This window comes from Streptomyces sp. NPDC090032 (assembly GCF_044748025.1).
Classification (GTDB): domain Bacteria; phylum Actinomycetota; class Actinomycetes; order Streptomycetales; family Streptomycetaceae; genus Streptomyces.
The window spans coordinates 573989-594298 of the sequence record NZ_JBIVFF010000005.1 but is presented as its reverse complement, the minus strand read 5'-3'; the positions used below and the strand labels follow the sequence as shown (position 1 = coordinate 594298).

The 20310-nt window shown below is 73.4% G+C and carries 12 protein-coding genes; 7 read left to right on the top strand and 5 right to left on the bottom strand.

Translation table 11 applies throughout. From position 1 onward, the window contains the following. Nucleotides 1-437 precede the first annotated feature (437 nt). Complete coding sequence (locus tag ACIPWY_RS15440; RefSeq protein ID WP_362908417.1) at nt 438-986, bottom strand: MarR family transcriptional regulator; 549 nt, start codon at nt 984-986, stop codon at nt 438-440. A 122-nt stretch (nt 987-1108) separates the two neighbouring features. Between ACIPWY_RS15440 and ACIPWY_RS15435 the strand changes: the two genes are divergently transcribed. Further along, nucleotides 1109-2398, top strand: coding sequence for an MFS transporter (locus tag ACIPWY_RS15435; RefSeq protein WP_362908418.1), 1290 nt, complete (start codon nt 1109-1111; stop codon nt 2396-2398). Between the two features lie 17 nt (nt 2399-2415). On the opposite strand, the gene ACIPWY_RS15430 is transcribed toward ACIPWY_RS15435, so the two are convergent. Together ACIPWY_RS15430 and ACIPWY_RS15425 are read right to left on the bottom strand one after the other, a co-directional pair. Further along, a complete protein-coding gene (locus ACIPWY_RS15430; protein ID WP_401533470.1) occupies nt 2416-4098 on the bottom strand; it encodes a SpoIIE family protein phosphatase in 1683 nt (560 codons plus the stop codon). A 202-nt stretch (nt 4099-4300) separates the two neighbouring features. Beyond that, a complete protein-coding gene (locus ACIPWY_RS15425; RefSeq protein WP_393699043.1) occupies nt 4301-5725 on the bottom strand; it encodes an NAD(P)/FAD-dependent oxidoreductase in 1425 nt (474 codons plus the stop codon). 382 nt (nt 5726-6107) lie between these two features. On the opposite strand from ACIPWY_RS15425, the gene ACIPWY_RS15420 reads away from it, so the two are divergent. Together ACIPWY_RS15420 and ACIPWY_RS15415 are read left to right on the top strand one after the other, a co-directional pair. Then, nucleotides 6108-6911: a TetR/AcrR family transcriptional regulator gene (locus tag ACIPWY_RS15420; RefSeq protein ID WP_401533467.1), complete on the top strand. Its 804-nt coding sequence runs from the start codon at nt 6108-6110 to the stop codon at nt 6909-6911. A gap of 260 nt (nt 6912-7171) precedes the next feature. Continuing rightward, nucleotides 7172-9202 (top strand): sigma-70 family RNA polymerase sigma factor, encoded by a 2031-nt coding sequence (locus tag ACIPWY_RS15415; protein ID WP_401533465.1) that lies wholly within the window; start codon nt 7172-7174, stop codon nt 9200-9202. Nucleotides 9203-9228: 26 nt separating this feature from the next. Here the strand turns inward: ACIPWY_RS15415 and ACIPWY_RS15410 are convergent, their stop codons facing one another. Together ACIPWY_RS15410 and ACIPWY_RS15405 are read right to left on the bottom strand one after the other, a co-directional pair. Then, on the bottom strand, nt 9229-12492 hold the full coding sequence (locus tag ACIPWY_RS15410) for a BTAD domain-containing putative transcriptional regulator (protein ID WP_401533463.1): 3264 nt from the start codon (nt 12490-12492) through the stop codon (nt 9229-9231). A 78-nt stretch (nt 12493-12570) separates the two neighbouring features. After that, on the bottom strand, nt 12571-14676 hold the full coding sequence (locus ACIPWY_RS15405) for an asparagine synthase-related protein (protein ID WP_362908424.1): 2106 nt from the start codon (nt 14674-14676) through the stop codon (nt 12571-12573). A 613-nt stretch (nt 14677-15289) separates the two neighbouring features. Between ACIPWY_RS15405 and ACIPWY_RS15400 the strand changes: the two genes are divergently transcribed. The 4 genes from ACIPWY_RS15400 (at nt 15290) to ACIPWY_RS15385 (ending at nt 20269) form a co-directional block, all read left to right on the top strand. After that, complete coding sequence (locus ACIPWY_RS15400; RefSeq protein ID WP_362908425.1) at nt 15290-16717, top strand: MFS transporter; 1428 nt, start codon at nt 15290-15292, stop codon at nt 16715-16717. 126 nt (nt 16718-16843) lie between these two features. Next, entirely contained in the window at nt 16844-18061 is a 1218-nt protein-coding gene (gene lhgO, locus ACIPWY_RS15395) for an L-2-hydroxyglutarate oxidase (RefSeq protein WP_401533461.1), read from the top strand. Nucleotides 18062-18073: 12 nt separating this feature from the next. After that, entirely contained in the window at nt 18074-18877 is an 804-nt protein-coding gene (gene trmB, locus ACIPWY_RS15390) for a tRNA (guanosine(46)-N7)-methyltransferase TrmB (protein ID WP_362908427.1), read from the top strand. 45 nt (nt 18878-18922) lie between these two features. Then, nucleotides 18923-20269: a PrsW family intramembrane metalloprotease gene (locus tag ACIPWY_RS15385; RefSeq protein ID WP_401533458.1), complete on the top strand. Its 1347-nt coding sequence runs from the start codon at nt 18923-18925 to the stop codon at nt 20267-20269. Nucleotides 20270-20310: the final 41 nt, after the last annotated feature.

The window sequence follows — 20310 nt, the reverse complement described above, 5'->3', positions numbered from 1 at the left end:
TCACCCGAGAGACTCTCTCAGGCTTTCCTCCGGGCAGTTTCCCTTCGGTCTTGCGTTTCCGACTCTATCAGATCTTTCCGATCCGATTTCCTCGGGGTCTTGCTCCGCTTTCCGGCCTTTCGGCTTTCCGGCGGTTCCGACTCTATCAGATCCTTTCGGGCCTGATTCCCAGTCAGGGGGGCTTGTCTTCCCGGCTGTTGGGCCGTTCCGACGTCCCAGACTTTAGCGGATTTCCCCGGCGGCTCCTAATCGGGCCGCCACACCGAAATCGAATTGAATTCGGGCATGCCGAATTCGATCCCGGAGGGAGATCGTGCTGGTTGGGTTGCCGCTTCAGCGGCGGAGGTGCTGTCGCAGAACCGTTACGGCTCCGTGGCAACTCGAAGAACCTTACGTGTCCAGGAGGGGCATGTCAACACCCTCCTGGCAACTTGTTTTCAGTCGAGGTCCGTGAGGCGGCCGCCGGCGTCCGGCTGGGCGTCCTCCACGCGGCGCAGCAGGCGGGTCAGGACCTCACCCAGGACTCCCCGCTCGTCGGAGGAGAGGTCCTGGAGCAGGTCCTCCTCGAAGCCGGAGGCGAGGCGCATCGCGTCGAGCCACTTGGCTCGGCCCTCGGTGGTGAGCTCGACGATGACGCGTACCCGGTTGGACTCGTCGCGGTCGCGGGTGACCAGGCCCTCGGCGACCATGCGGTCGATGCGGTGGGTCATGGCGGCCGGGGTGAGGCCGAGGCGCTTCGCCAGTTCGCCGGGGCCCATGCGGTACGGGGCGCCGGCGAGGACGAGGGCCTTGAGGACCTCCCACTCGGCGCTCGTGATGCCGAGGTTGGCGGTCTGGCGGCCGTAGGCGACGTTCATGCGCCTGTTGAGGCGGCCGAGCGCGGAGACGATGTGCTCGACCTGGGGGTCGAGGTCCTGGAACTCGCGCTGGTACGCGGCGATCTGTTCGTCGAGGGTCGGCTCGCTGTCGCCGGGGTTGTCGCCCATGGCCCGCAGTATGGCACGGGCCGCTTGGCGTTGAAGTCCTTCGGTGTGTATTGTTTAGATCCTAACTTTAGCTTCGAAGTCTTCACTTCTAACTCCTAAGGCAGGTGAAAGTGACCAGGGCGATGGGCGCAGCGATGCGTCGGATCCAGGTGGGCAGCGCGCTGAGTTCGTTCGGCGTCGGGTTCACGGTCCCGTTCCTCTATGTGTACGTCGCTGAGGTGCGAGGGCTGGGGGCTGGAGCGGCGGGCATCGTGCTCGCCGCCTTCGCCATGGCCGCTCTGATCGTCCTGCCGTTCACGGGACGGGCCATCGACCGGCGCGGTCCCGTGCCCGTCCTGGTCGTCGCCACGCTGGTGGCGGCGGTCGGTGCCGTCGGGCTCGGGCTCGCTGCCGGTCAGACGGCCGCGATCCTGTCGGCGGCGGTGCTCGGTGCGGGCACGGCCGTGATCCAGCCGGCGCTCGCCACGATGATCGTGTGGACGTCCACGCCGGACACCCGTACGCGTGCCTTCGCGATGCAGTTCTTCCTGCAGAACCTCGGCCTGGGCATCGGCGGGCTCATCGGCGGACAGATCGTCGACGAGAGCCGCCCGTCGAGCTTCACCCTGCTTTTCGGCATCGAGGCCGTGATGTTCCTGGTCCTCGCCGCGGTCGTGGGCTTCGTACGGATGCCGTACGCGCCGACGATCGGCGGGGCGGTGCCGAAGGGCGGCTCCGGGACGGGCGGTGGACTGCGGGCGCTGTTCCGCCACCGGGCGATGGTGCAGCTGTGCGTTCTCGGGTTCGTGCTGTTCTTCGCCTGCTACGGGCAGTTCGAGTCGGGCCTGAGCGCGTACGGCGTGGAGGCGGCGGGGATCTCCCCGTCGACGCTGGGTATCGCGCTCGCCGCCAACACCGCGATGATCGTGGTCGCGCAGTTCGCGGTCCTGAAGTTCGTCGAGCGGCGCAGGCGGTCCCGGGTGATCGCCGCGGTCGGGCTCGTGTGGGCGGTCGCGTGGCTCGCGGCCGGGTACGCGGGTGTGGGGCACGGCAGTCAGGCCATGGCGACGGCCGCGTTCATCTCGACGTACGCGCTGTTCGGTCTCGGTGAGGCGATGCTGTCGCCGACCGTGGCCCCGCTGGTCGCCGATCTGGCGCCGGCCGGGATGGTCGGGCAGTACAACTCGGCGTTCGCGCTGGTCAAGCAGTTGGCTCTGGCCGTCGGTCCGGCGGTCGGCGGGCCGATGGGGGCCGCGCTGCACGGCCCGTACATCGTGACGTTCGTGCTGTTCTCGCTGGGGATCACGTTCCTCGCGGTGCGGCTCGGGCGGCATCTGTCGCCCGTGCAGGACCAGCCGTCGCTGGCGAAGTCCCGCATCGTGGCGGAGGGCGGGGCTCCGGTCGAGCCGGCGCCCGCGGCCGCTTCCGTCTGAGACCCCGCCGCGTCACATCACGGCGTGCGCGGCAGGGCGAATTCGCACCAGACCGCCTTGCCGCCGCCCGGGGTGCGCCGGGAGCCCCAGTTCGAGGCGATCGTGGCGACGATGGCGATGCCCCGGCCCGCCTCGTCGGCGGGTTCGGCGCGGCGGCGGCGCGGGAGGTGGTCGTCGCCGTCGGTGACCTCGATGATCAGGCGGCGGTCGGTGCGGCGGAGCCTGAGGCGCATGGGCGGGGTGCCGTGCTGGAGGGAGTTGGCGACGAGTTCGCTGGCGGCCAGGACGCCCAGGTCGTGCAGCTCGGGCGAGAAGCGCCAGCTGGCGAGGACCCCGGAGGCGAAGGCACGCGCGCGTGGGGCCGCTTCGACGCCCCCGAGGAGTTCCAGGGCGGCGTTGCGGAACAGCTCTCCGTCGGGTCCTGTGCGCGCCGGGTGCTGGAGGACGAGGACGGCCACGTCGTCGTCGTGGTCCGCGGTGACGCCTGCCGCGCGGATGAGGCGGTCGCACACGACCTGGGGTGTGCCGGTGGCGCCGGCGAGCGCGCGCTCCAGGGACGCGACGCCCTCGTCGATGTCTTCGTCCCTGCGTTCGACCAGGCCGTCGGTGTACATGACGGCGGTCGATCCGGGACCGAGCGGCACGGATCCGGAGGCGTGCAGCCAGCCGCCGGTGCCGAGCGGGGGTCCGGTGGGCTCCTCCGCGCGGTGGATCGTGCCGCTCTCGTCGCGTACGAGGATGGGGAGGTGGCCGGCCGACGCGTACACGAGGCGGCCCTCGTTCGGGTCGTGGACGGCGTAGACGCAGGTGGCGATCTGGTTGGCGTCGATCTCGATGGCGAGGCCGTCGAGGAGCTGGAGCACCTCGTGCGGCGGCAGGTCGAGGCGGGCGTAGGCGCGGACCGCGGTGCGCAGCTGGCCCATGACGGCGGCGGCGCGCACCCCGCGGCCCATGACGTCGCCGATGACGAGGGCGGTGCGGCCGCCGCCGAGGGTGATCACGTCGTACCAGTCGCCGCCGACCGCTGCCTCCGTGCCGCCCGGCTGGTACGTGGCCGCGATGCGCAGGTCGTCGGGCTGCTCCAGCTCCTGGGGCAGGAGGGAGCGCTGGAGGGTGACGGCGGTCTCGCGCTGGCGGCGCTCGCTGGTGCGCAGCCGCTCGGCGGCCTCGGCGTGGTCGGTGACGTCGGCCGCGAAGACGAGCACACCGGAGCCGCCGGCCCCCTCCTCCGCACCGTCCGCGGCACCGGCCGGCACCGTCACGGGTGTGCACGTGAACGTGTACGAGCGGCCGCCGGCCACCTTGCGGGACTTGACCGTACGCGGCTTGCCGCTGCGCAGGACCTGGTCGAGCAGGGGCAGCAGGCCGAGTTCCTCCAGTTCGGGCAGCGCCTCGCGCGCGGGTGCGCCGGTGGGGCGGTCGCCGAAGGCCGCGACGTACGCGTCGTTCACGTACGCGATGCGGTGGTCGGGGCCGTGGACGAGGGCCACGAGGGCGGGGATGCGGTCGAGGACCTCGCGTGCGGGCAGTTCGTCGATGCCGGCGGCGGGCATGGGCGCGTCGTCGTCGGAAGGGTGTTCGTGGCGGGCGGCGGGCACGGCGCCTTCCCCTCGCTGGCTTTGGGAGACGCCATGGTCGGACCGCGCTGCCGCGCGGCGCTGCGTTCCGGGGAGCCGGGCGCTCCAGCGCGTGAAGTTCACTGTGGGGAAAGCCTCGTGAGGTCGGGTGGGGTCTCCCCTGCCCGGCCGGGAGACCGGGAGCGCGGGGAAGGGCAACGTGGCGGTCGGTCCGCCCACGGTCAGGGGCCGGCCAGGGTCAGGGGCCGGGGGTCATGGGCCAGTCTGACCGACCGGACCGACATCCGTCAGACGCCGGTCCTTGAGGGGGAGTTCCTTGGTCCGGTCAGGTCGACCCCTTCGGGTCCTTCGGCGGGTCCGCCGGGGGGCTGCCCGGCGGGTTTGTCCCGGCCGCGAGTTCGAACTCCGCACGCGGGCGTTCGAGCGAGCCGAGGGAGACGATTTCGCGCTTGAAGAGCCCGGTGAGTATCCATTCGCTCAGGACACGGGCCTTCCGGTTCACGGTCGGCACCCGGCTCAGGTGGTAGACGCGGTGCATGAACCAGGCAGGGTAGCCCTTCAGCCTGCGTCCGTAGACGTGCGCGACACCCTTGTGCAGGCCGAGCGAGGCGACGGAGCCGACGTAGGCGTGCTCGTAGTCCGTCAGGGGCTCGCCGCGCAGGGAGGCCGCGATGTTGTCGCCGAGGACCGTGGCCTGGCGGACCGCGTGCTGGGCGTTGGGCGCGCATTCCTTGCCCTCCTCGCCGGCCGTGATGTCGGGGACGGCGGCCGCGTCGCCCGCGCCCCAGGCGTGCGGGGCGCCGTCGACGGTGAGCTGGGCGGTGCATTTGAGGCGGCCGCGTTCGTTGCGCGGCAGGTCCGTCGCGGCGAGCACGGGGTGTGGTTTGACGCCCGCGGTCCACACGACGGTGCGGGTCGGGAAGCGGGAGCCGTCGTCGAGGACGGCGACCCGGTCCTCGCAGGATTCGAGCCGGGTCCGCAGGCGTACGTCGATGTTGCGGCGCCGCAGTTCGCTGACGGTGTACCGGCCCATCTCCTCGCCGACCTCGGGGAGGATGCGGTCGCTGGCCTCCACGAGGATCCACTTCAGGTCGTCCGCGGTGACGTTGTGGTAGTAGCCGGCGGCGTAGCGGGCCATGTCCTCGAGCTCGCCGAGTGCCTCCACACCGGCGTAACCGCCCCCTACGAAGACGAAGGTGAGGGCCGCGTCGCGGATGGCGGGGTCGCGGGTCGAGGAGGCGATGTCCAGCTGTTCGATGACGTGGTTGCGCAGGCCGATGGCCTCTTCGACGGTCTTGAATCCGATGCCGTGGTCGGCGAGGCCGGGCACGGGCAGGGTGCGCGAGACGGAGCCGGGGGCCATGACGAGTTCGTCGTACGTCATCTCGACGGCGCCGGTGCCCTCCTCCTCGGTGGCCGTCGTGGTGAAGGTGGCGGTGCGCTTGCCGTGGTCGACCGACGTGACCTCGCCGACGATGACGCGGCACCCGCCGAGGACGCGGCGCAGCGGCACGACGACGTGGCGCGGCGAGATGGATCCGGCGGCGGCCTCGGGCAGGAAGGGCTGGTAGGTCATGTACGGGTCGGTGGTGACGACGACGATCTCGGCCCGGCCGCTTCTCAGTTCCGGTTTGAGTTTCTGCTGGAGGCGCAGGGCGGTGTACATCCCGACATAGCCGCCCCCTACGACGAGGACGCGCGTACGCGGGAATTCCGGGGCCGTCCCCCGGGAAGAAGCAGTCTTCGGCATCGGCACCACCCCATGACGCATCGGCCACTGGAGTTTGTCCACAGCCCCGGCAAATTGTGTGACCGGCGGCGGAGACGGCCGCCGGGTGGGCGAATTGCCGGAGTACGGGGAATGTCCGCAGGTCAGCGCACATGTAGCGGGTGAGGCGCGAGGGTGCAATCGGGGTGGAATCGCCGCGTACTCCGTTCGAGGGGCGCTCCGTGCGGAACCTGCCCCTTCTGAATTGACTCCGGCTCAACTATGTTCGTGTGCTGTCGGGGTGTCGGGGGATGCGCTGACGGATCCGTCGGACGGGTCCGTGGAACTGGCCTGTTCCTCACGCCCCGGTTGCCGATGGCGGGGAGAGTCTCCGGGGGGAGACGTCATTACCGGGGGAACACATATGCACATTCAGGATTCTCAATGGACTTCCGCGGCTTCCGCTTCGGCCGTGGCCGGCGGACCGGCCGCTGCGGCGGGCGGTAACGGGCGCGGAGCGGGCGACAGTTCGCGGGCGGCGCCGCTGCGCGTGGATGCCCAGCGCAATCTGGAGCACGTGCTGCGCGCGGCGCGCGAGGTCTTCGGCGAGCTGGGGTACGGCGCGCCGATGGAGGACGTGGCGCGGCGGGCCCGGGTCGGTGTCGGCACGGTGTACCGGCGGTTCCCGAGCAAGGACGTACTGGTGCGCCGCATAGCCGAGGAGGAGACCTCCCGGCTGACCGATCAGGCGCGGGCCGCCCTCGGCCAGGAGGACGAGCCGTGGTCGGCGCTGTCGCGCTTCCTGCGCACGTCCGTCGCCTCGGGCGCGGGGCGGCTGCTGCCTCCGCAGGTGCTGCGCGTCGGCGTCGCCGACGAGCGGGCCGACTCGGGCGCGGTCCGGGACGAGACGCGGGTTCCGCAGCAGCGGCACGCCGTCGTCCCGCCCGAGCTGCGTCTCGTGGAGCAGCGGCCTGCCCCGGTCGCCGAGGCGGTGCCGGCTGACGACGCGGGCGCCGCGGAGCTCCTGGAGGTCGTCGGGCAGCTCGTGGACCGGGCGCGCGCGGCGTCGGAGCTCCGCGAGGACGTGACGGTGGCGGACGTGCTTCTGGTCATCGCCACGGCGGCGCCTTCGCTGCCGGACCCCGCACAGCAGGCCGCGGCCTCGTCGCGGCTTCTGGACATCCTGCTCGAGGGGCTGCGTTCGCGGCCCAGGCAGGGGCCCGCGTAAAGGCCCGAGCAAGGGCCCATTCGCGCGGGGGCGGGTCAGGTGTGGGGTCGGCCGTGGGTGGCGCGTGTGTGTCGCGTGCGGCCAACTCCCGGTTTTGACAAGTCCGTTGACCGCTACCCGTTCGAGTGAAAGCTAGTGCTTCGTTGAACGAAGTCTCCACGGATGAGTGGTTGACGAGGACTGGTAGGCGGTGTGGGCCACCCGTGTGGCACTCTTTCCCGCGTGTTCGGGTCTGAGTGTGCGGTCGGGGGCTTTCCGCGATGAGCGTTGACGGGCGGGACGAGCCACTCGAGAGCAGTGGTGCGGGCGATGCCGGGACCGGCGGGCTGCCCGCGCGGCAGGTGCCGAGCCAGGGCGGTCCACTCCGGGGCGGCGGGTCACCGGGCTCCGGTCCTTCCGAAGCCTCAGCCGGCTCCGCATCCTCAGCCGCCTCTGTACCCTCGCCCGGTTCCGAGCCCCCACCCAGCTCCGAACCCTCGTCTTCCGACGCCGACCCGAGCGTGCCGCAGCAGCGCGAGCCCGGTGCGGATTCGGGTACGTCCGTCCTGCCGCCCCCGCGGGAAACGCCTCCTCGGGAAACGCCCCCGCGGGAAACGCCTCCGGCGGACGCCGACCTGATCGCCCGTATGCGGTCCGGCGACGACACCGCGTACGAGGAGCTCTACCGCCGGCACTCGGCCGCCGTCCACCGCTACGCCCGCACCTGCTGCCGGGACGGGCACACCGCCGACGACCTCACCGCCGAGGTGTTCGCCCGCATGCTGCAGGCCGTGCGCGGCGGCAGCGGGCCCGAGCACGCGGTGCGCGCCTATCTGCTGACCACCGTGCGCCGCGTCGCCGCGGGCTGGACCAAGTCGGCGAAGCGCGAGCATCTGGTCGAGGACTTCGCCGTGTTCGCCCAGCAGGCCGCCCGCTCCAGCGAGGTGTCCGACGACGACACCCTGGATCTCGGCGCCGACGTCCTCGCGATGCACGAGGCCGAGCAGTCCATGGCCATGCAGGCCTTCCGGTCCCTGCCGGAGCGCTGGCAGGCCGTCCTGTGGCACACCGAGGTGGAGGACGAGTCGCCCAGCGAGGTCGCCACACTCTTCGGCCTCGACGCCAACGGCACGCGCGTGCTGGCCAAGCGCGCCCGCGAGGGCCTCAAGGAGGCGTACCTCCAGGCCCATGTGAGCACCACCCTCACCCAGGACGAGGAGTGCGCGCGCTACGCCGACCGGCTCGGCGCGTACGCCCGCGGCAGCCTGCGCACCCGGGCCGAGCGCGGGCTGCGCAAGCACCTGGAGGAGTGCGCCAAGTGCCGGCTCGCCGCCGGCCAGATCAAGGAAGTCGCCAGCGGGATCCCCGGTGTCGTGCCGGTCGCGGTCATCGGCTGGTTCGGTGCCGCCGGGTACGCGAAGGTGGTCGCGCTCGTCGGGGGCGGCGCCGCGAGTGCGGCGGGCGCCGGTGCGGCGGCTGCCGCGGGCGGCGGTTCCGGAGGGGCCGCGGGCGGGGGCGCCGCGGCGTCCGAGGGGCTCGGCGCGCCGCTGAAGGCGGGTATCGCGGCCGGTGTGGTCGCGGCGGGCGTGGCCGTGGCGGTGGCGATCGCCCTGGCGGGCGACCCGCAGAAGCCCAAGCCGGAGGCGCGCAAGGAGAAGCCGGCGGTCTCGCAGCCCATCACCCCGCCGAAGCCGACGCCTCCCCCGAAGCCGACACCCAAGCCCGAGCCGCCGGCCCCACAGCCGACGCCTCCCCCCAAGCCCGTGCCGAAGCCGACCCCCACTCCGAAGCCGACACCCAAGCCGACACCACCCGCGAAGCCGGCCCCGAAGCCGACGCCCACGCCCACTCCGAAGCCCACGCCTCCCCCGCCCGCCCCGGCCGTCTACCAGCTGAACCAGCTGTCGTACGCCGGACTCGGCGACGGCACCGAGCCGGAGATCCGGCCCGGCGCGAGCAGCTGGGTGTGGCAGCGGTGGGGCCTGCGCATCGCGGACAAGGAGTACGCGAACGGGGTCACCGTCCACGCGAACTCCTCCGTGACCATCGACCTCAACCGCACGTGCGCGGCGTACGACGCCTTCGCCGGTGTCGACGACATGACGCTCGGGACGGGCGCGGTGCGGTTCTCCGTGTACGCGGACGGGGTGCGCCTGTGGAGGTCGCAGGTCCTCAGGGGCGGGGACCCTGCCGTTCCCCTCCATGTGAATCTCGCGGGGCACAAGGCGATCCGGCTGGTCACCGAGCCGCAGACGAACTTCGACTCGCTCGCGGTCGGGGACTGGGCGGAGTCGCGTTTCACCTGCCGGTGAGCCCCCCGGCTGAGGCGTGAGCGGTCCTAGTTGAAGCGGCGGACGCGTTCCGTGAGGAACGTGACCGCCTCGGCCGCCGTGTGTCCCGCTCCCGCGGCGCGCGCTTCGGCGTACTTGCCGGCGCCCAGCGCGGCGGCGGCCGCCGCACCCAGCGCCTCGATCTCGGCGCGTTCGGGCAGTGGGCGCTCGGCGCCGCCGAGCCAGCCGTCGGACGCGGCCACCAGCCGTACCGCGCCCTCCGTGTCGCCCAGCTGGGCCAGGAGGAGTGCCCCGCGGCCCGCGAGGCCCGCGTTGACGAGCTCCGCGCAGCGGGTCTCGACCGCGTACCGCAGGGTGTCGGTGAGGACCGCGAGGCCGCGCGCGGGCCCCGACTCGGCCGCGGTGATCCGCGCGTCGACACCCCCGACGGCCGCCGTGAACTGCGGCGGCGGCGTTCCGCGCGAGGACTCCCTGGCCGCCTCGTCGCACAGCGCGCGGGCCCGTGCCACCTCGCCGTCCTCCACCGCCATCAGCGCGTTCAGGAGGTGCACGTACGCGTGGGGGTCCGGCACCCCGTACCGGTCGGCCTCCCCGCTCGCTTCGGCCAGGAGCTTGCGGGCCGCGTCGGGTTCGCCGGAGCGGTAGGCGATCTCGCCGAGCCGGGCGATGAGGAACGGTGCCTCCGCGTAGGCGCCCACCTCGTAGGCGAGGCGCAGCGCCTCCTCGAACTCGCCCTTCGCCTCGTCGAACCGGCTGCGCGCGATGGCCGCCTCACCGGCCGCGCTGCACACCTGGGCCCGCATCCACCGGTCCCCGACGCGGCGGCTGATGGTCCGCAGCTCGGCCACGTCGTCGTCGACGCCCGTGAGGTTGCCCGGCCCGTCGACGGCCGTGTGCGTACGGAACATGAGGGTGACGCCGATCTCCCACTCGCCGCCGTACTCCCGGCAGTTGGCGACGGCCCGGTCCAGGGCGGCCCGTACCTCTTCCGGTTTGTCCAGGAAGTGCACGGTGAACGGCCAGATGATGCCGGGGAAGCGTGCCCCCACGGGACCGGGCCGCGCGAAGGCGTCGCGCACCCGCACGAGGTACTCGCGGTCGGCCTCCCCGCGCAGGGCGCTCTCGGGTTCGGACTGGGCCACGAAGAAGATGTGCAGGAGGCGCAGCTCCATGAGGGGCCAGTACAGCGGGTCGTCCTCGTCCGCCAGGTCGCCCGCGGCGGGGAACGTCCGCCCGTCGGGGCGGGGGCCACGGCATTCGGAGGGGGCCGGGCGCTCGGGGCGGGGCGTCGGGAGCAGCTGCTCCAGGATGTGGCCGACCCATTCGGCGCCCTCCTTGCGGTAGTTGCGCAGCCACCAGAACCAGCCGGTGGACAGGGCGAGTCCGACCGCGGAGCCGGTGTCGCCGGTGACCGTGGAGCGGTGGAGGGCGGCGCGGAGGTTGTCGAGATCCGTCTCCAGGCGGTCGATCCACGGGAGTTGGTCGGCGGAGCGCAGGAGCGGGTCGGCCTTCTCGACGAGGGCGCGGAAGTAGGCGGTGTGGCGCCGGCCGGCCTCGGTGCGCAGCCGTGGTGTCTCGGCGGCGCGTTCGGTCGCGTACTCGTGGATCGTCTCCAGCATCCGGTACCGCATGCTGCCGTCGCCGGGGGTGGCCACCAGGAGGGACTTGTCGACGAGCGCGCCGATGAGGTCGGACGCGGGTCCGGTGCAGACGGCCTCCGCGGCTTCCAGGTCCCAGCCGCCGGCGAAGACGGACGCCTCGCGCAGCACCGTGCGCTCCTGCTCGTCGAGGAGGTCCCAGGACCAGTCGACGACCGCGCGCAGGGTCTGCTGGCGGGGCAGAACGGTGCGGCTGCCGCTGGTCAGGAGACGGAAGCGGTCGTCGAGGCGGTCCGCGATCTGGCGGGGCGTGAGGAGTCGGAGTCGGGCGGCGGCCAGCTCGATGGCGAGGGGCAGGCCGTCGAGGCGGCGGCAGATCTCGGCTACGGCCTCGGGGTCGCCGTCGGCGTCGAAGTCGGGCCGGACGGCGCGGGCGCGCTCCGCGAAGAGGCGGTGCGCCGGGTCGGGCGGCAGGGGTTCGACGGGGCGTACGGACTCGCCGGGCACGCCCAGGGGTTCGCGGCTGGTGGCGAGGACGGTCAGGCCGGGGCAGTGGGTGAGGAGGGTCTCGGCGAGCGCGGCCGCGGCGCCGATGACATGTTCGCAGTTGTCGAGGATCAGGAGCAGGCCGCGCTGGGCGCAGTGCTCGACGAGCAGCGCCATGGGGTCGTCCTGCGGCGCGGAGTGCTCGCTGGTCATCAGGACGGTCTCGCGCAGGCCGAGGGCGCTGACGACGGCGCCTGGCACGGCCTCGGGCTGATCGAGCGGGGCGAGCTCGGCGAGCCAGGCGCGCGGGTGCTCCGAGGCGGCTTCCTCGGCAAGGCGCGTCTTGCCGGAGCCGCCGGGGCCGGTGAGGGTGACGAGGCGGGCCGCTTGCAGGTCTGAACGGATGGCGTCGAGTTCGGGTTCCCGGCCGACGAACGAGTTGAGGCGGGGCCGCAGATTTCCGTCGCGCTGCGGCTGCCGCGGTGGCGCCTGGCGGCCGGGGGCGCGGGCCGGGGCGAGCAAGTCGGCGTGCAGGGCCACCAGTTCGGGGCCGGGGTCGGCGCCGAGGCCGTCGGCGAGGGTGCGGCGGGCGCTCTCGTAGGCGGCGAGCGCGTCGGCGCCGCGGCCCGCGTCGCGCAGGGCGCGGATGAGGAGGGCGTGCAGCGGCTCGTCGTACGGATGGGCGTGGGTGAGTTCCGTCAGCTCCGGTACGACGTCCGCGGCGCGGCCGAGCCGCAGATCGGCCTCCACGCGCGCGCGTGCCGCTTCGAGGCGCTGGGCCTCGGGGCGGGTCGCGACGGTGCGGTCGGCGAGGTCGGCGAGTGCGGGGCCGCGCCACAGGGCGAGCGCGTCGTGCAGGGTGCGGGACGCGGTCGCCGGGTCGTGGGCCGTGAGGGCGGCCGTGCCGTCGCGGACGAGGCGCTCGAAGACGTACAGGTCGACGTCGTCGGGGCGGGCGGCGAGGCGGTAGCCGCCGCCCGCCTCGGAGGTGACGGCGTCCTTGCCGAGGGCGCGGCGCAGCCGGCCGACGAGGGCCTGGAGTGCGGCGGGCGCGTCGGCCGGTGGCTCGTCGGCCCATACGTCGTCGATGAGCGCGTCCGCGGGGGCGGCGCGGCCCGCGTGCAGCGCGAGGGACGCGAGCAGGGCGCGCAGCCGCTGTCCGCCCACGGGCAGGGGTGTGCCTTGATCGTCGTACGCCTCGGTGACGCCCAGAATTCGGTACCGCACTGGTCCATTCTCACGGTCGGGGCGGGCTCAGTCGCGCGGATTCCGGTTCGGGGGTGCCGGGGCCTGGGGGGCGGCTCTTCAGCGCCCGGCGCCGAGCGCGCCCCGCTGCGGTGCGACGCTCCCGGTGGGGACGGCGCGCTGGCGGGCGGGGGTGCCGGTCCAGCAGGTGCCGCGGCGGGCGATGAGGCGGCGCAGCCAGAGTTCGAGGGAGACGAGGTCGGCGAGGCCGTCCAGCGGCAGGGGTTCGCCGTCGGCCGCCGCGCGCAGGGCCTTGCGGACCACGCGGGCCTCGATCAGGCCGGTCTGGGCGAGGAGCGGGGTGTCGAAGAGCTGGATGAGGTGGTCACAGGAGACGCGCAGTCCGGTGCGGGCCGCCGCGGCGGACGACGCGTGCGAGGGGGCGCCCCAGCCGGCGGGGAGTTCGCTGACGCCGGCGCCTTCGAGGACGGTACGCAGGATGTCGGCGCGGGCGCCGGGCCTGACGCGGAGCGCCTCGGGGAGGGCACGGGCGGCGCGCACGACCTGGTTGTCGAGGAAGGGGGCGTGCAGGCGCTGGAAGCGGACCTCGGCGGCCTGTTCGAGGACGCGCAGGTCCGCCGCGTGGCGGGCGAGCGCGGCGCGGGCCCGGAACGTGCCGGGCCGCTGTCCGGGTCCTGGCCCCGGACGCGTCGCGCCGTCCTGGAGGCGAACCGATACTTCAGCGAGGGCCTCGCCCGTCAGCCAGCGCGCGGCGGGCCCCGGTCTCGCCCAGGCGAGAGCGGCGAGCGATGCGCCGACGGCGCCCGTCTCGCCGCCCGGGTCGTCGAAGTTCCGCTGCAGCAGCCGCTCCGCGAGGCTTTCGATGCCCGCCCTGTACGGCGTGCGGGCCAGCTTGCGCGCCGCGCCGTACACGCGCGCGGGCACCAGCACGGAGCCGCCGTCCGCCTTGGCGAGCGCGGCGACCGGCTTGACCATGTGCCGCCGGCGCCGGTCCATCAGGAGGTCGGCGAGGCGGGCGGGGTGCGCGTCGAGGACCTGGCGGGCGCCGTAGCCCGTGAAGTGGTCGGCGCTGCCGGAGAGAAGGCGCGTGCGGTGGCGGGCGGCGGTGATCAGCGAGGGGCCGGGCTCGTCGGTGAGGGGGCCGTCCAACTCGGCGTAGGGGAGCGCCTCTTCGCCCGCGGTGACGACGACGTGGTGCAGCCGCGGGTTCGCGGCGATGGCGCCGGCGCGCTGGAGTTCGGCCTCGCGTCCTTCGGCGCCCGCGGACAGGTCGTTGAAGGTGACGGCGAGGAGGCGTTCGCCCGCGCCCGTGCCGTGGCCGAGGACCGTGCCGGGCACTCCGGGCAGTCCCGCCGCGAGCAGCGCGAGGGTTCCGGACGCGGGCCCTCCGGAGAGGTCGGCGCCGATGCCGGGGACGGGCATGCCGCGGGCCGCGCGCCGCTCGGCGGGGCCCATGCCGGGGACGGGTCCGGGGTCGATGTCGGCGCCGGGGACGTGCCGGGGCGCGGCGAGCCGGGCGCGTACCGCCTCGACGAGCGCGTCGCGCAGGTCGTCCACCGCGCCGGCCGGGTCCGCGGAGGGCGCGGCGACGGCGAGCGACGCGACGGGTTCGTAGCCGGCGATCTCGCGGGCACCGGCGCGCAGGATCAGCGCGTGGCCCGGCGGGATGCGGCGTACGCCCTGGTACGGCGTCGAGTCGTGCAGGGCTTCGGGCACGTCGGGGGCGGCGAGCAGGGCCGCGAGATGGCCGATGTCGAGGTGGGCCTCGATGAGGTCGGCGAGCGGCAGGGCGGCCGTCGCGTACGCGGTGCCGCCGGCCCAGGGGGTGTAGAACACGGGCCGCGCGCCCGCCAGATCACCGGCGACCATGAGGCGCCGGCCGACCTGGACGACCGCGGTGTAACTCCCGGACCAGGCGGTGAGGTGGCGCAGGGCACCGCCGCGCGCGGCGAACAGGCCGACCCGCAGCTGCTCGTCGGTGGCGCCGCAGGTGCCGAGCACGGCGATACGGGTCTGCTCGTCGGCACTGACGATCCTGACCTCGTCCGGGCGCCAGTCGCCGACCGCCCACAGCGGATCGGGGTCACCCCACAGGAGCTGGGAGCCCACGGGGTGGACGGTCTCCCCGTCGGGTCCGGTCGAGCCCGCGGACCCGAACCGCACGGGCCCGGCGGCGGTACTGCTCCACCCCACCAACCACCGCATCGCCGCCTCCACAGGTTGTGGACAGAACCTCGTCAGAGGAATCAGAGGGAATCACAGGAACAGAGTCCCCATGCTGCCACGAAGGAGGCGTACGGGAGAGGCGACCGGGCGGCACGTGCGCCACCGAATGCGCCCCTTTCGAGCGGCAGTTGAACCCCCCAAGGGCCGCTCGGAGGCATCGGTGACGCCGCACGGCACCGTCGATATTCGGCCAAATCGACTGTGGTTGGCCGGACCTGGGCACACCACATCGGCCACGGCGCGCAGCGCACGGTCCGGGAGGCGCCCTGCACCTCCCGGACCGGTCCGCCGCCCGCGGGGATGAAGGCGGCGGTGTCCCCCAGCCCGCTGGATCCAGTACAGCGGGCCGACCCACGCACCATCCATGGAAACGCTCCCCCCATGGCCGCAGAAGAGCGCACACCCAGGCGCACGGCCACACGGGCGGAGCACACCGTGCCGGCGCCGCCCCGGACGCGTACTCCCGTACGGACAATATTCCCGCCATCCGGAACTATGCCCCTTAACGCTTGGGATCCGGCGAACTACGCTGGGTGTACGAATGCCGCGCGGTTATGCCACTGCGGCAGCCGGCTGTGTCGAGGGGTGGCGCATGTCCAGGGAGCAACGCGGGCCGAACGAGAAACTCGGCACCGTTCTCGCCCTCGCGGGAATCAGCAACGCAGGCCTGGCGCGGCGGGTCAACGACCTTGGCGCGCAACGCGGTCTGACGCTTCGCTACGACAAGACCTCGGTGGCCCGCTGGGTCTCCAAGGGCATGGTGCCGCAGGGCGCCGCGCCGCACCTCATCGCCGCAGCCATCGGCCAGAAGCTGGGCCGGCCCGTGCCGTTGCACGAGATCGGCCTGGCGGACGCGGATCCCGCGCCCGAGGTGGGCCTCGCCTTCCCGCGCGACGTGGGGGCGGCGGTGAAGTCGGCGACGGAGCTGTACCGCCTCGACCTCGCGGGCCGCCGCACGGGCGGCGGCATCTGGCAGTCGCTGGCCGGATCCTTCGCGGTGAGCGCGTACGCGACGCCCGCCTCCAGATGGCTGATAACGCCGGCCGACTCGTCGGTCGCGCGCGATGCCCAGCCCCCGGAGAGCGGCGGGGACAACACGCCGCAGAAGGTCGGCCACAGCGACGTCCAGAAGCTGCGCGAGGCGGCCGAGGACGCGCGGCGCTGGGACTCCAAGTACGGGGGCGGCGACTGGCGTTCGTCGATGGTCCCCGAGTGCCTGCGGGTCGAGGCGGCCCCGCTGCTGCTCGGCGCGTACTCGGACGACGTGGGGCGCGCCCTGTTCGGGGCGAGCGCCGAACTGACGCGCCTGGCCGGGTGGATGGCGTTCGACACGGGCCAGCAGGAGGCGGCGCAGCGCTACTACATCCAGGCGCTGCGGCTCGCGCGCGCGGCGGCCGACGTGCCCCTGGGGGGCTACGTACTGGCGTCGATGTCCCTGCAGGCGACGTACCGCGGGTTCGGTGACGAGGGGGTGGACCTCGCGCAGGCCGCCCTGGAGCGCAATCGCGGGCTCGCGACCGCGCGGACGATGAGCTTCTTCCGGCTCGTGGAGGCACGCGCGCACGCGCGCGCCGGTGACGCGCACGCGGCGGGGGCCGCGCTGCGGGCCGCGGAGGGCTGGCTGGAGCGGGCGCGCGACGGGGACCACGACCCGTCGTGGCTCGGCTTCTACTCGTACGACCGCTTCGCCGCGGACGCCGCCGAGTGCTACCGCGACCTCAAGGCGCCCCGCCAGGTGCGGCGCTTCACGGAGCAGGCGCTGTCGAAGCCCACGGAGGAGTTCGTGCGCTCGCACGGGTTACGCCTCGTGGTGTCGGCGGTCGCCGAGCTGGAGTCGGGGAATCTGGACGCGGCGTGCGAGCAGGGCACGCGGGCGCTGGAGGTGGCGGGGCGGATCTCGTCGGCCCGGACGACCGAGTACGTGAAGGATCTGCTGCACCGCCTGGAGCCGTACGGGGACGAACCGCGCGTGGTGGAGCTGCGGGAGCGGGCGAGGCCGCTCCTGATGGCGCCGGCGTAGAGCAGCAGTGAGGGTCCGGCGTAGAGCAGCAGTGTGAAGGAACCGGTGCAGCCGAAGGGCCACCGCCCGGGTTTGAGCGCGTTGTCAGTGGCGCAGTGCAGTATCGGGGGCGGGAGGTGAGGCACGGTGAAGACGAGCGGGTACGACTGCGATGTTCTGGTGATCGGCGGCGGGATCGTCGGTCTGTCGACGGCGTACGCCCTCACGCGCGCGGTGCCGGGCACCCGTGTGACCGTCCTGGAGAAGGAGCACGGCCCGGCCAGACACCAGACGGGGCGCAACAGCGGGGTCATCCACAGCGGCGTGTACTACCGCCCCGGCTCGCTCAAGGCCCGCTTCGCGGTGCGGGGCGCGGCCGAGATGGTCAGGTTCTGCGAGGAGTACGGCATCGCGCACGCGGTCACCGGCAAGCTGATCGTGGCCACCGAGCGCGACGAGCTGCCCCGCCTGCACGCCCTGGTCCAGCGCGGCCGGGAGAACGGGATTCCGGTGCGGGAGCTCGGCCCCGCCCAGATCGGCGAGTACGAGCCGTATGTGCGCGGCCTCGCCGCGATCCACGTGGGCACGACGGGCGTCGCCGACTACGTGTCAGTGGCCCGGCAGCTGGCCGAGGCCTCGGGCGCCGACATCCGGTACGGCGCCGAGGTGGTGCAGATCGACCGCCGCCCGGACCGTGGTGTCGCCGTGCGCACGGCCGCCGGGGACATCGTCCGGGGGCGCGTCCTGGTCAACTGCGCGGGGCTGCACTGCGACCGGATCGCCCGGCTCGCGGGGGACGACCCCGGCATGCGGATCGTCCCCTTCCGGGGTGAGTACTTCGAGCTGGCCCGCCCCGAGCTGGTGCGCGGCCTGGTCTATCCGGTGCCGGACCCGGCGTTCCCCTTCCTCGGCGTCCATCTCACACGCGGCATCGACAAGAGCGTGCACGTCGGTCCGAACGCGGTGCCCGCGCTGGCCCGCGAGGGCTACGACTGGTCGACGGTCAGACCGCGCGAGCTCGGCACCACGCTCGCCTGGCCCGGCTCCTGGCACATAGCGCGCCGGCACTGGCGGTACGGGGCCGGGGAGCTGCGCCGCTCGGTGTCCCGGGACGCGTTCACGGCGGCGGTGCGCAGGCTGCTGCCCTCGGTGACCGCGGACGACCTGGTGCCCGCGCCCGCCGGCGTCCGGGCGCAGGCGGTCCTGCGGGACGGGACCCTGGTCGACGACTTCCTGATCCGTGAGGCCCCGCGCACGGTGCACGTGCTGAACGCGCCGTCCCCCGCGGCGACGGCCTCGCTCCCGATCGGCCGCGAGGTCGCCCGGCGGGCCCTGGCCGCGCTCGGGCAGCGCCGGGACACGTAAAATCGCCTCACTGTGTCTGAGTCACCCCGCACCCCTGAAGCCCCCGGTCCCGCACGCGCCAAGGGCGAGCCGCGCTTTCCCGACGGGCCCGCGCCCGACCCCGCCGGTTCGCACTTCGAGCGGCGCATCCGCAGTTTCCAGCCGCGCCGCAGCCGCGTCACGACCGGCCAGGCGGACGCCCTCCAGCGGCTGTGGCCCGCGTGGGGCCTCGACATCGACGGGCAGCGCGTCCTCGACCTCGACGAGCTGTTCGACGGCAGGAAGCGCGTCGTCCTGGAGATCGGCTTCGGCATGGGCGAGGCGACGGCGCAGATGGCCGCCGACGACCCCGACACCGGCATCCTCGCGGTCGACGTGCACACCCCGGGCCAGGGCAACCTCCTGGGCCTCGCCGAGCGGAACGGCCTGACGAACGTCCGGGTGGCCAACGGCGACGCGATCATCCTGCTCCGCGAGATGCTCCCCGCGGCCTCCCTCGACGGGCTGCGCGTCTACTTCCCCGACCCCTGGCCGAAGAAGCGCCACCACAAACGGCGCCTGATCCAGCCGGAGTTCCTCAGCCTCGCCAAGGTCCCCCTCAAGCCCGGCGCCCTCGTGCACTGCGCGACCGACTGGGAGCCGTACGCCGAGCAGATGCTCGAAGTCCTGACCGAACACCCGGACTACGAGAACACGCAGGCCGACGGCGGGTACGCGCCCCGGCCCGCGTTCCGCCCCCTCACACGCTTCGAGGGACAGGGCCTGGACAAGGGCCATGTGGTCCACGACCTGCTCTTCCTGCGCGCCGAGCACGCACCGGCCGCCGCCGCGGACTGACAGACACCGTCGCGGCCGAGCCCATCGCTCGTTAGGGTCGACGCTGTGGCGACCTATCCCTCGTATCCGAACGCGTTTCCGTACGCGCAGCCCGGAGCAGGCGCTCCCGGGCCCGGCACACTGCGGCATCCGCGCTGGTGGGAGCGGAAGGCCGTGCACGCCTGGGCGCTCGTCTCGCTCCTGACGCTCTCCGGCCTGGTGATCCTCGCCCTCGTGCGGGAACAGACCGGCACCAAGGGGTTCCTGGTCGGGATCTGCCTCGCGGTCCTGCCCGTCCCGCTGCTGATAGCCGCGTTCCGCTGGCTGGACCGGGTCGCGCCCGGACCCTGGCGGAACCTGCTGTTCGCCTTCGCCTGGGGCGCCTGCGCCGCCGCGCTCATCGCGATCGTCGCCAACAGCTTCGCGACGCACTGGATCGCCACCAACTCGGCCGACCCCTCGAACGCCGACACCCTCGGCGCGACGGTCATAGCGCCCATCGTCGAGGAGTCCGCGAAGGCCTGCGCGGTCCTGCTCATCTTCCTGTTCCGCAGAAGGGACTTCACCGGGATCGTCGACGGCATGGTGATCGCCGGGGTCACCGCCACCGGCTTCGCGTTCACCGAGAACATCCTCTATCTGGGCAACGCCTTCGGCACCGACCAGCTCAACAGCGGCAGCGGCATCGCCTCGGTGACCGTCGCCACCTTCTTCGTACGCATCGTCATGTCGCCGTTCGCGCACCCCTTGTTCACGGTGTGCACCGGTATCGGCTTCGGCCTCGCGGCCTGGACGGCGCCCGACCGCGGCCCGGTGCGGCGCGTGTTCCTGCCCCTCGCCGGGCTGCTGCTCGCGATGGGCATGCACGCCACGTGGAACGGCTCGTCGGCGTTCGGCCGGTTCGGCTTCTTCGGGGTCTACGCGCTGTTCATGATGCCCGCGTTCGGCCTGCTGACCTGGCTCGCGATCGGGACCCGCCAGCGCGAACTGCGCACGGTGCGCTCCGAGCTGCCCGCGTACGCGGCGGCCGGCTGGGTCGGCCAGGACGAGCCGTTCGCCCTCGGCTCGATGCGCGCCCGCCGTCTGGCCCGCGAGTTCGCGCAGCACCACGGCGGCAAGGAGACGGCCAGGGTCGTCGCCCAGTACCAGCAGTACGCGACCTCACTCGCGCTCCTGCGCCACCGCGGGCGGCGCGGCCGGGCCGGCGCGGACTATGTCGTACGGGAGCGGAAGCTGCTCGACGAGATGTGGGCGCGGCGCCACGCGGCCCGCCCCGCCCTCGCCTACGCGTCCCGCGCCACCGCACCCCCCATGTGGGTGCCGCCGATGTACGCGGGCCCGGTGTACGCGGGGCCGGCAGCCCCGTTCCCCGCGCACAACTCGCACAACGCGCCCAACCCGTACCGCTACTGAGAACGCCCGCAGGGCCCCCGTACCGCCACTGAGGACGCCTG